The organism is Pseudomonas sp. UBA1879, from assembly GCF_002338065.1.
Lineage (GTDB): Bacteria > Pseudomonadota > Gammaproteobacteria > Pseudomonadales > Pseudomonadaceae > Aquipseudomonas.
In genome coordinates, this window is sequence record NZ_DDHJ01000015.1 from 689225 (window position 1) to 701698 (window position 12474).

Genomic DNA, 12474 nt, shown 5'->3' on the forward strand with positions numbered 1-12474 from the left:
CGCGGACGAAATACTCCGCTCTGTCCACGCAATGGGCAATAGTCAAAGCGAGCAACGGTGGTGACGGTTTTGGGCAGTGCGCGCCGAGGCGTCGAAAGGGCTGGCGCTCTAGGACTTGCGCTGTAACACCGCCTCGCCAGATTCGGCCGAGAGGCGCCGGTTATCCAGCAATGCCAGTAGCGCAATCAGCGCGACACCGATGAAGGTCAACTGGAAATCGACGGTCTGGGCTTGCCCGTCATTGCCGTGCAGGTACATCGAACCCCGCAACAGTAGCGCGCCAATGGCGACGCCCATGCCCATGCTCAACTGGAAAAACATGCTGAACATCGTCGACGCGTCACTCATTTGCGGCTTCGGCACATCGGCGAAGCCCAAGGTGTTAAAGGCCGTGAATTGCATCGAGCGTGACAGGCCGCCGACGAACAGAATGAACAGAATCAGCGCTGAACTCATGCGCTCATCGAGCCATGCGCACGCGGCGATCGCCCCGTTGCCCATCAACACCGCCCGGAAACCCCAGCGCTGCATGATCGGGCTGGTGAACGGTTTCATCGCCAGGTTGCCAGCGAACACGCCCAACACCAGCAGGCCGGCGTCGAACGCTGACAGGCCGAAGCCCAGCTGAAACATCAGCGGCAGCAGAAACGGCAACGTGCTGATGGCGACGCGAAACAACGAACCGCCGAACAGACTGACGCTGAACGTGGGAATGCCCACCACACCGATGTTGAGCAATGGCTCCGCCCGCTTGCCCATGTGCGACCAGGCCAGCGCAGCGCTGATCAACCCGACACTCGTGACCGCCAGCCCCGGCCAGTGGCTGCCGTGCCCCTGCCCCAACATTTCCATGCCGTACAGCAGCGTGGTACAGGCCAGGGCCACCAGCACAAAACCGGGAAAGTCGAAGGCCCGCTGGCTGACCTCATTGCGCCGGGGGATCAACACCCACGTGGATATCAACGCCAGCACGCCCAGCGGCAGGTTCAAGTAGAAAATCCACGGCCAGGACGCATGGGTAACGATGAAGCCGCCCAGCGGAGGCCCGAGAATCGGCGCGACCAGCCCCGGCCAGGTGATCAGGGAAATGGCACGCACCAAGTCTTTCTTTTCGGTGGCGCGCATGACGGCAAGCCGACCGACCGGCACCATCATCGCGCCACTGATGCCCTGCAACACCCGCGCGGCCACGAACGTTTCAAGGTCAGCGCTCAGGCCACACAGCAATGAAGACAGGGTGAACAGCACGATGGCCCCGCCAAACACTGACCGAGAGCCCAGGCGATCCGCCAGCCAGCCGCTGATGGGAATGAATGCGGCGATGGCCAGCATGTAGGCGCTCATGCCGATGTTCAAGTCGACCGCAGCGACACCGAAGGTGTTGGCCATCTCCGGCAAAGCCGTGGCGATCACCGTGGCATCGAGGTTTTCCATGAAGAACGTGACCGCCACCAGCAGCGCGATTAGCGTGGATGAGCGTTGCGCCATCGAAAGCTTTCCTCGGGTCAGGGCGCCAGATACCGCAGCACCGAATCGCTCACCATCGCCCGGTGCCGGGCCTTGATCTGCGGGTCTTCGAGTTCGATCTGAAAGATTTCCGAGAACGTGTGGCGGTTGGAGACGCGATAGAAGCAGAACGAGCTGATCAGCATGTGCAGATCGACCGCCTGAACCCCTTCGCGAAACACCCCTTCCTTTTCACCCCGCCGCAAGGTTTCGTCCAGTGCCTGCAATATGTGCTGGCTGAGCGCTCGAATGCTCGGCGACTGCTTGACGTTTTCGCCGTTGTGGATGTTCTCGATGCAGACGATGCGTACAAAATCGACGTTGCGGTCGTGGTGATCGAAAGTGAATTCCACCAGACGCTGGATCGCCGCCAGGGGTGGCAACACGTCGAGTTCCAGGCTGCTTTCAGTGTGCCGAATGTCGCCGTACAACTTCTCCAGGACTTCGCTGTACAGCCGCTCCTTGCTGTTGAAGTAGTAATAGATCATGCGCTTGGAAGTTTGCGTGCGCTCGGCGATGGCATCGACCCGAGCGCCCGACAGGCCTTGGGCAACGAACTCGGCGACAGCGGCTTGAAGGATGCCGTCGCGGGTTTTTTCCGGATTGTTCTTGCGACCCTTGCGTGGCGACTCTACGGACGCTTCGACAAGGGTATCGTCGACAGTTTTCATGCTTGGCTCACGACCACGGAGGAGTGCGGGGATTATGAGCCGCAGCGTCACGTTTCGGAAGTGGCATATGCCAGCATGCCGAAGCGCGCGCACTCACTCATTTACCGTGGCGTGTCATGGCGTGCCGCGGCCATCGCCGCCAGACGCACGGGAACGTTGGCCGCGCCATAACCGGCGTAGCCCTGCTTGCGTTGCAGGATTTCGAAGAAAAAACAGTCCTCAAAGGGTTGGGTGTAGGCATGAAACAGCTCGCCGCCGTCTGCATCGCGGTCATACAGGACGTTGTGATACGCCAATTGGCTGATGAATTCGTCACCGAAATCGAACAGGGCCGCGAGGTCATCGTAGTAATTCCGCGGGATCTGCAGCATCGGCAGGCCCAACGCTTTTGCCCTCCCCACCCGCGCGAAAATGTCGTCGCAGGCGAAGGCGATGTGGTGCAGGCCCGCGCCGCGGTCACTCGACAGCGCGGGAGCAACCGCTGTGTCGCCTTGTCGGGAAACGTTCAGCGGCAGGCGAACGGTGCTGCAGCGGCTGCGCACGGCCCGGCTTTTCACCAGACCGTAAGGACCTGGCAGCGCCACTTCGTCCTCGGCGTCGAAATCCAGCAGGCTCTTGTAGAACAGCACCCCGCCGTCGAGGCTGTCCGCAGGCAGCGCCATGGCCACGTGGTCGATGCGTTGCAAGCCGCCCACGGCGGCGGCTGGGGGCTCGAGAAGGAAGTCACGGTCGTAGATCGACTGCCCCGGCGCAGCAGGTTCGACCAGGTAAATCAGGCTGCCATCCGGGGCGCGCACGGCCGGCGTATCAGCGTCGTCAAGCCCAGCGTGGGCACCATGCTGCTGGGCCGTGTACTGACGGGCGCGCGCCAGTGCCGCATTGCCATTCTCGACACGCAACGCCATGGCCCTCAGCGAAGGGCCGTGGGATTCACCCACGCGATGGGCGAACGCGTCTGGTTCGGCATTGAGTACGATCCTGATGTCACCCTGGCCATATAGATCTGCTGCCTTGGCCCGATGCTGACCCCATCGGGTGAACCCGAGGGTGTTCAACCAATCCCCAAGCCGTGTGCTTTGCGCGGCATCCACAGCGAATTCAAGACATGCGATGCCATCATAGGGACCTGCGGCCTGGGGGCTGAACAGCAGCTCGGGGGCGACGGGCCGTGCGTCCATGGCCAACCGCGCGCGGGTTTTCTCTTCCAGGTACAGCAGCGAACGCAAGGCATCGGCGGCATTGGGACGGGCCGGCGTCGCGCGAAAAACATCGTTGAAGATCTCCAGCGACAGCGGCCCGGTGTAGCCGCTGCGCAGAATCGGCGCGAGAAAACCGGGCAGGTCGAACTCGCCCTGCCCCGGGAAACAGCGAAAATGCCGACTCCACGCCTCTACGTCCATGGCCAGCAGCGGCGCGTCGGCCATCTGCACGAAAAAGATTTTCTCGCCGGGAAGATCAGCAATCGCGCCGGGGTCGCCTTGCAAAGACAACGTATGGAAACTGTCGAGGACCAGCCCCAGTGCAGGATGATCGACCTGACGCACAAGGTGCCACGCCTGCTGCCAGGTGTTGACGTGCCGCCCCCACGCCAGGCCCTCGTAAGCTACTCGCAGTTGACGCGCCCCGGCCCGCTCGGCCAGCAAGGCCAAATCGTCCCGCAGAATGTGCGCATCCCCGAGGGCATCGCTGGCGGTGTTGCTGCACACCAACATGAGGTCGGTGCCCAGTTCCTGCATCAGATCGAACTTGCGCGCGAGCCGGTTCAGGTTGCCTGGCAACTGATCGCGGCGACAGCCTTCGAAATCACGAAACGGTTGAAACAAGGTGATTGCAAGGCCGAGGTCAGCGCACATTTGCCTCACGTGGCGCGGGCTGCCGTGGTAGCACAGCAGGTCGTTTTCGAACAGTTCAATGCCATCGAAGCCGGCGACGGCAATGGCTTCGAGTTTTTCCGGGAGGGTTCCGCTCAAGGAAACGGTGGCAATCGAGCGCTGCATAGTGTGACTCCTGAATAAATGCCCCTGAGAAACAGTGCCAAGCTGTGATCTCGGTCTCGGGGGCGATTATTCTTAGCGCATGCCGTCAACGCAATGAGAATGTACGTACCGGTTAGTTTTTATCAGAACTGCGTCAGCCGGTTGGCGGGATCGACACGGCAGATGCTTCAAACATCCAATTCCTTCATCCTGTGGTAAAGCGTCCGACGCGGGATGTTGAGCTCCTCACTCACGGCATCGATGCTGTTGTTGTGCCGTTTCAACGCCGCCTGAATCAATATCTTCTCGATCACCCGCAACTGTGACTTCAAACCCGTCGACGATGCTTTCTCTTCAACGGGATCCTCCCCCAGCAACGGAAACCCCAACACAAACCGCTTGGCCGCCGACTTGAGCTCGCGGATGTTCCCTGGCCAGTCGTGGTTCAACAGCACATGGCGCAATACCGAGCTCACCTCCGGCATCGCCAGCCCCGATTCACGCGCCGACGCCAGGGCGAAGCGGTGAAACAGCGGAATGATTCGCTCACGTTGCGACCGCAGGGGCGGCAACTTCAGGGTCAGCACGTTGAGCCGAAAGTACAGATCCCGACGAAATCGCCCCTCCTCCACCAACACGTCCAGCGCGTGCTGCGCTGACGCCACCACGCACACATCCAGTGCAATGGGCGTCGTCGACCCCAGCCGCTCCAAGGCTCGTGTTTCCAGCACCCGCAGCAATTTCGCCTGGAGGCTGAGGGGCATGCTGTCGATTTCATCGAGGTACAGCGTTCCGCCCTGTGCGGCTTCGATGTAGCCGACACGGGATCGATCTGCCCCGGTGTAGGCGCCACTGACAACCCCAAACAGCTCGCTCTCGGCCAAGGTTTCCGGGATCGCTGCGCAATTCATCGCCACCAGCCGTCCCTTGCGGCCCGACAAACCATGGATGCGTTCGGCCACGGTGTCCTTACCCGTGCCAGTCTCACCCGACAGCAGCACATCGATACCCAGTTGCGAAATGCTCTGGGCGATCACCGTCAGGTTCGGCACCTGTGGGTCTTCTGCCCTTTCATCGTCAAAAAAATCGTCGAGACTCATCCCCAACCTCTGTCAAGTCACGGGCCTGACGTCGCCTGCGCTGCGGACAGGCCGAGCGATACGGAGACAGCAGGCGTCAGGCGTTACGAAAACAGCGGATCGGGCGCGCCGAGGCAGCTCAGCCCCAGTTCTTTCATCCGGTGATACAGGGTGCGCCGGGGAATCTCCAGCTCCTGAATCACCGCATCGAGGCTGTGTTTGTGGCGCTTGAACGCGTCTTCGATGAGCATTTTTTCGATCACCCGCAACTGGGTTTTAAGCCCGGTTTCAGGGTCGCGATCCGGCTCGATGTCCGCGCCCAGCAGCGGGAAGCCGAGGACGAAACGTTTGGCCGCTGATTTGAGTTCACGAATGTTGCCGGGCCAGGCGTGGCTCAGCAGCAGCTGAACCCGGCCGTTGTCGAGCGGGGGAACGGCACGATCGAAATCGCAGGCAATGGAGTGGGTGAACTGGTCGAACAACGGCAGGATCTGTTCGCGGCGGTTACGCAAGGCTGGCATCTGGATCGTCAGCACATTGAGGCGAAAGAACAGGTCGCGACGAAAAAGCCCTTGTTCCACGAGTTCATCCAGCGGCCGTTGCGCCGAGGCGATCACCCGCAGGTCTACGGGAATGAAGGCGGTGGAGCCCAAGCGCTCGATCCCTCGGGTTTCGAGGATGCGCAGGAGCTTGGCTTGAAGGCTAAGGGGCATGCTGTCGATTTCATCCAGGTACAAGGTGCCGCCGTTGGCCGCTTCGATGTACCCCTGGCGCGATCGGGTGACGCCCGTGTAGGCGCCGTTGACCACGCCGAACAGCTGACTCTCCGCCAGTGCCTCAGGGATGGCCGCGCAGTTCATGCCGACGAAGGCGCCGGTGCGACCTGACCGCTGGTGTATGGCGTTGGCCAAGGTGTCCTTGCCGGTGCCTGTCTCTCCGCACAGCAACAGATCCATGCTCAAACTCGCGGTATTCAACGCTATATGATCAACATCCAGCATTGTATGAATCTCTGAAGATGACCATCCGCTTACATCGACTTCTTCCTTCATCGATACCTCTCATATTGGGTGCAAGCGACTTATTAGTACCACGCCTAATAAAGGCAGCAATAGTTAATTTTAGTTCCCGTGCCCAATGAGAACCTGTTCACAGAGTTCCCCGGTGATAGCAATGTGACTTCACTCTACTTGAATATGCGAAGTTGAATCGATAGTTTCAAACGCGTATTTAACTTTTTTACTCACCGTGTGCCCAGGTGCACTTGCACCGTCGCGGAATCACCCCCAGCGGCCATAGGCGCCGGGCCAAAACGCCCTGCTAGTCAACGTGTTAAACCGTGGCAGATGATTCACTATCAGGTGACGACCTTCGCGACAGCTCTTTTTGGCTGCGGATCGCTAATCAAATCAAGCGCGCTCTTTGCCGATTTGCTTGAAGAGTACTTGCCGAAACTCAAATCTGCGACGCTTTAAAATAGGATTCGCTTATAACGTGCAACTTGTAAACTTCTTATCTGCGGCTTAGCTAATTAATTAGGCGATTATCGACAGCAGCACTCATGTAACGTCAGAACTAACGCCACTAACTATCGGTGCTTACATATTGTATCCAACGACTATTAATGGCATTCGCGGATCCAATTTCTTGCATTCGGTTTTCCGAACGAAGCTGTATCCATTCAGCAACAGGTCGCGAGAAGCCCCAAAGCACAAGGGTTTCAGGCAAATGCGGTATGGCCGGTTTCCGCCATGTGACACAAAAATTCGTAACGTAATGTTATAGCAGCAGAGCATGAATCAAGTGTGCCCCGAAATGCTAAGTCGATAGCTGGCTATGTTTATAGGGAGGTATTCGCGACACAAATAGTAACCCTGTATTTCAGAATGTTTCTTCGAGTCAGTGGGTAGAAGACGGCTTTACCCTCGTCACCGACCTCACAGAAAGTTCACAGTATTTTTGCAGGTTAGATAACAGCCTTTTGCATGGACGTGCTTAACGACAGCGCGGCAACCTAACACCGTAGGGCAGAAGAGAGGTAACAAGGTGCCGAAACGTGACCGGTGCCTCGAGGAGCGGTATACAGCGCACCGCGTCACGCCGCACTCAGCATGTTCTGCAAGGTAGGCCGCCTCGCCGTTCGATTACGGTGCTGCCGTGATCGCCAGCGCCTCGTTGGGGCCACGGGACGGGTACGGCCCCATTTTCGACAGGCTGGCGGACAGCTGCGCGGCCTGGTCTCTCGGCACCAGAAGGTGCGAGGGGCCGTCTACGGTCTTTTTGCGAAGAAACGCGGGGTTCAGACCCAGCAATACGGCCTCGTCGACCCCTGCGCTGGCGGCCAATTGGCCGATGTCTATGGACCCGGTCAATTCGATCGACGTGAAATACGGCGCATTGGCCACCGGGCTTAACTGAACGCCGTACACCTCGGGTTCGCGCACCAGCATCGACAGCGCCAGCAGACGCGGGACGTAATCCTGGGTTTCCTTCGGCAGGTTCAGGTGCCAGTAATCAGTAGGCAGCCCGCGTCGCTGGTTCGCTTCCATCGCCCGGCTCACCGTGCCCTCGCCGGCGTTGTAGGCGGCCATCGCCAGCAGCCAGTCGCCGTTGAACTGATCGTGCAACCGCGTCAAGTAATCCATCGCTGCCCTGCTCGACGCCACCACGTCGCGGCGTCCGTCGTACCACGCGGTTTGACGCAAATTGAAATCGCGCCCGGTGGCGGCCATGAACTGCCACAGCCCCGCCGCGTCCTTGATCGAATTGGCCTTGGGGTTGTAGGCGCTTTCGACGATGGGCAGCAGCGCCAACTCCGCCGGCATGCCGCGCTGATCTAGGTTTTCAGTGATGAAATGCAGATAAGGACCGGCACGCAGGCTGGCGTTGCGCAAGAAACCGGGGTTGCTCAAGAGCCAGTCACGCTGGCGAACGATGCGCGGGTTGTCACCGGTCTCGTCCACCAGGCTGAAGCCCTGCCCCAGCCGCCCCCAGATATCGCTGCCGTCATACGCCACGGCCATGGCACGGGGTGTTGGGCGGGCGGCAATATCCGGCGAGCGATTGAGCCCGGCCACCAGTCTTGGCGTGCGCTCGATCGAAGGCGGCAACGGGTAGCCGAGCAGATCGTGGTCGATCGTCTGACAACCGCCACAGAGTACGGCGACCGCGAGCGACGCTAAACGAAGGTGACGAGCGAATGTGGGCCGCAAAGGTGCGGTCGGAACAAGCGGCATGGGGGCGGGTCCTGAGAGCGATTACCCTGGGTGGCCCGCGGACCGAGGCGGTTCCATGCCGGTTGCAAAGAAGCTTCAGCGATTCGACCAGGCTTCCACGGTGCGCACCAGTTCGGTGAGGTCGCGGCCGCCGCCATCCTGTTGTGCAGCCACGTTCCACAGTTGACGGGCCGCGTTGCCCAGCCACATCGGCACACCCAGCGCCTGGCACTCTTCGACGGCCAGGCCCACGTCCTTGCACACACTGGACATCGGAAAGCCGAAGTCGAAAGTGCCGGGCAAGACGTGCTTGGGAAATTTGTCCATCGTCGCGCCGTTCTTGCCACTGCCCGCATTGATCACTGCCATCATGACCTCAGGGTCCAGGCCGCCTTTGACACCTGCGACGAAGGCCTCACTGGTGATGGCGAACGCCGTGGTCGAGAGCATGTTATTGAGCAGTTTGAGCAACTGCCCCTGCCCGGGCTGTTCGCCGACGATGAACACTTTGCCAAACGCATCGAACAGTCCACGCACCCGCTCGACCGCCGCCGGCTTGCCTGCGACCATCAACGCCAATGTACCCTTTTTCGCGCCCGCAGCGCCGCCACTGACCGGGGCGTCAACGGTGTCGATGCCTTTAGCGGCCAGCCCTTTGGCGACGTCCTGCTCGGCCCGGGAGCCGACGGTGGACAGGTCCACCAGAATCCGCACTGCCTTGCCCTCCACGATCCCGTCGGCGCCCAACGCCACGGCTTTGAAGATGGCCGGACTGGGCAGGCTGGTGAAGACGATTTCAGCGCTGTCGGCCACCTCCCGTACGCTGCCCGCCACCGTCGCACCCAAGGCACGCAGTTCATCCAGCGCGCCCCGATCCTTGTCGTAGATCACCAGCGAATGGCCCTGCTCCAGAAGACGCCGCGCCATGGGCCGTCCCATGACGCCGACGCCGATAAAACCGAGTAATGGATTGCTCATAAGTGTTTTCCTGTCTGTTAGAGACTCGCCAGGCGCATCAGCGCACCGGCGTCGGTTGCATGTGCCAGCGTCCATAACGCGTCGATCAGCGGTTGCGGTTCGCACCCTGAACGGCCATAGGTCGCGAGGTCGCGCAGTTTGTCTTCGAGAAACTGATCACTGAGCGGCGCTTCAAGGCTGCCGAGAGAAACGTCGATGGTTCGGCTGAGGACCGAACCTGAGTGCAAGACGATTCGCACCTGTGCCGACTCCACCGAGTACTCGGCGTCATCGACGAACTGCAACTGCCCGTACAGCGCGCGCAGGCGTTGATCGCTGACCGCTTCATCGCTGAATTCGGCCAGCCCCGCCCTGCCCCTCGCCAGGCTGACGGCCACGGCATGTTGCGCGCTGACCTGGGATTGCCGGCCGAACTCAATGTCGGGCCGATCCGTGCGTTGGCGTAATAAAGGATGACCCGTGAGCTCGATGCGCTGAATGTCCTCCAGCGCCCAGTTGCGGTCGCGCGACAGTTCGAGGCAGGCCTGAATCACCGGGTTGAGTACCACGCCACAGGGATAAGGCTTGTAGGTGTTGGCCAGCAACGCCCAACGTTCCCCCAACCCGGCGCTGATTTCGCCCAGGCGCGGCTGCTCGCCGAAGACGTTTAGAAAACCCCGCTCACCTTCCAGCGGATGATCGGGCCCGGCAAAACCGTCTTGGGCCAGCAATGCCGAGAGCAGCCCATTGCGCGCTGCGTTACCCACGCCAATGCTCTTGGCGGCGCTGCCGAGGGTTTCCACCAGGCCGCTGGCTTGAGCACTGGCATTGCCGAACGCCCAGACCAGTTGCCGGGCGTCGAGGCCCAGCACCTTGCCGACGGCGGCCGCCGAGCCGAACACCCCGCAGGTCGAGGTGATGTGCCAACCGCGCCGGTAGTGTTCGGGGGAAATGGCCATGGCGATGCGGCACTCGACTTCGACGCCCAGCACGAACGCCAACAGCAGTTCTTCGCCACTGATCACGCGGGTTTCCGCCAGGGCGAACAGCGCCGCAGCCACGGGCGCCGTGGGGTGCAGGATGGTCGGAATGTGCGTGTCGTCGTAGTCGAAAACGTTGGCGCTCATGGCGTTCAGTGATGCCGCGTTGAGCATGTCCAGGACGTCCTCACGACCGATGACGTGCGCGTCGCCCCCGGCGTTGAAGCGCGAAAACAGCGCCACGGCTTTTGCCACGTCCGGGTCGGTGCAACCCGCCAGCGACACGGCAAAATAATTGACCAATGCGCGATGGGCTTCATGACGCACGTGGGCGGGGATGTCCGACCAGGTCGCACGTTCGATGAAGTCCGCGAGTTGATGGCTAAGGGGTTGAGTCATGGGGTATCCATTTTTGTGAAGTCAGACGCTGTCACCCGTGCAGGCGCTTTGGTTTGCACGGCTCACCCCGCCATCCACCCGTCATCCACCGGTAGCGTCGCCCCGGTGATCGACGCTGCTGATTCGCTGCACAGGTAGACGATCAAATCCGCCACATGGCTGGCCTCGATGAAACGCCCGGTGGCTTGTTTGCCCTGCAGAAATTCCATGGTTGCCGCCTGCCGATCCAGCTGCTTCTCGACCATCAGCGCGGTCAGCCGGCTTTCGATGTTCGGCGTCAGCACCGAGCCGGGGCACACGGCATTGCAGGTGATGCCCTGGCCTTGGGTTTCCACCGCCACGGCGCGGGTCAGGCCCAGCAGCGCAGTCTTGGTGGTCACGTAATCGACGCGATTGGCGATGGCGCGAGAGCCATAGGCCGACGACAGATTGAAAATCCGCCCCCACTGCCGCTCGCGCATGCCCGGCAGCACCCGCTGGATGGCCAGAAACGCCGCCGTCACGTTCACCGCCACGGCCTGATCCCAGCGTGCAAGCGGGAAGTCTTCCAGGGGCGCGAAGTGGCGGATCACGGCGTTGTTCACCAGCACGTCGACCTGACCCGCCGAGGCGATCAACGCCTCGACGCCCTCTGGCGTGGACAGGTCCGCTCGCACATAGCGCACCTGCACACCGTGGGCGTGCATCAGACCATCGCAGGCCTGCTGGCCCTCGTCGGGGCTGGCCAGACCGTGCAACACCACGTCAAACCCTGCGGCGGCCAGGCCCTTGCCCATCGCCAGCCCGAGGCCGTCCGAGGATCCGGTCACCAATGCCGTGCGCCCGGTCATACGCCGGCTCCGTGGGCGTCGATCCGCACCGCGAACGAGGGATCGCTCGCGTCAACGGGCGCGAAGCGATTCATCACGTCAGGGTCGTGGCCGGGAATCACCACCGCGCCGGGACGCTGCAGCCATTCACGAATGCGCTCGTAGCCGCGGTACATGTCGGCCAGGCTGTCGATCACGGCGAAGGGCCGATCCTGCTCCAGTTCGTCGTAATAGTGAATGGCGTCGGAGGCGAGGATGACCGGGCCTGCCGGCATTTCCACCACCACCGCCATCTGCCCCGGCGTATGGCCGCCGAGTTCGTACAGCTCGATGCCGGGGATCAGCGTGTGTTGTTTTTCATCGAGCAACGTGATGCGGCCCTCGCGGTGCAGCGCCTGAATGCGCGCGATGTCCAGCGGATCGATGTGGTGGCTGTATTGCGGGCGCGTGCCCATGTCGGTGCCCCAGAATTCGAACTCTTTGCGGGACATGACGATCTGCGCGTTGGGGTACAGGTCCAGGTTCCCGGCGTGGTCGTAATGGGCGTGTGTCAGCACCAGCAACTTGACCTCTTTAGGGTCGATGCCCAGCCGGGCCAAGGCATCCGCAGGCGCAACCACAGGTTGCCGTTTACGGGCGATCGCCGCTTCCGGGCTGAAACCGGTGTCGATGACGATGGTCTGGTCGGCGCTGCGGACGATCCAGAAAAAATAGTCCATGGTCATCTCCGCGTCCGGCTCCCGGTAGGCGCGGAAGTTGTAATAGCACTCGCTTTTGCTGGTCTGCCGGGTGCCGTACCGCACCACGATCACTTCGGGGTCGGTCCAGTTCGGTCTGACGGTCGATGGCGTGTTCATGGGAAAACTCCAGATAAGGTCGGTG

9 protein-coding genes and 1 pseudogene are annotated in these 12474 nt (G+C 61.2%); all 10 read right to left on the minus strand.

Going from position 1 to position 12474, the window contains the following annotated elements:
- Positions 1-108: 108 nt before the first annotated feature.
- A complete protein-coding gene (locus B3N48_RS18195; protein ID WP_296186061.1) occupies positions 109-1488 on the minus strand; it encodes an MFS transporter in 1380 nt (459 codons plus the stop codon).
- Positions 1489-1505: 17 nt separating this feature from the next.
- Positions 1506-2177, minus strand: coding sequence for a TetR/AcrR family transcriptional regulator (locus tag B3N48_RS18200; protein WP_296186062.1), 672 nt, complete (start codon positions 2175-2177; stop codon positions 1506-1508).
- Positions 2178-2278: 101 nt separating this feature from the next.
- Positions 2279-4174, minus strand: a complete 1896-nt coding sequence (locus B3N48_RS18205) for a bifunctional sugar phosphate isomerase/epimerase/4-hydroxyphenylpyruvate dioxygenase family protein (protein ID WP_296186065.1) — start codon at positions 4172-4174, stop codon at positions 2279-2281.
- 167 nt (positions 4175-4341) lie between these two features.
- Positions 4342-5253, minus strand: a complete 912-nt coding sequence (locus B3N48_RS18210; RefSeq protein WP_296186068.1) for a sigma 54-interacting transcriptional regulator — start codon at positions 5251-5253, stop codon at positions 4342-4344.
- Between the two features lie 83 nt (positions 5254-5336).
- Positions 5337-6233 (minus strand): sigma 54-interacting transcriptional regulator, encoded by an 897-nt coding sequence (locus B3N48_RS18215; RefSeq protein ID WP_296186071.1) that lies wholly within the window; start codon positions 6231-6233, stop codon positions 5337-5339.
- Positions 6234-7433: 1200 nt separating this feature from the next.
- A pseudogene (locus B3N48_RS18220) lies at positions 7434-8468 on the minus strand (transglycosylase SLT domain-containing protein); the annotation flags it as partial.
- Between the two features lie 75 nt (positions 8469-8543).
- Complete coding sequence (locus B3N48_RS18225) at positions 8544-9425, minus strand: NAD(P)-dependent oxidoreductase (protein ID WP_296186073.1); 882 nt, start codon at positions 9423-9425, stop codon at positions 8544-8546.
- Positions 9426-9442: 17 nt separating this feature from the next.
- Positions 9443-10783, minus strand: a complete 1341-nt coding sequence (locus tag B3N48_RS18230; RefSeq protein WP_296186075.1) for an MmgE/PrpD family protein — start codon at positions 10781-10783, stop codon at positions 9443-9445.
- A gap of 62 nt (positions 10784-10845) precedes the next feature.
- Complete coding sequence (locus B3N48_RS18235) at positions 10846-11613, minus strand: SDR family NAD(P)-dependent oxidoreductase (RefSeq protein ID WP_296186076.1); 768 nt, start codon at positions 11611-11613, stop codon at positions 10846-10848.
- Positions 11610-12449, minus strand: coding sequence for an N-acyl homoserine lactonase family protein (locus B3N48_RS18240; RefSeq protein ID WP_296186080.1), 840 nt, complete (start codon positions 12447-12449; stop codon positions 11610-11612). Before B3N48_RS18240 ends, B3N48_RS18235 begins: the two co-directional genes overlap by 4 nt.
- Positions 12450-12474 lie beyond the last annotated feature (25 nt).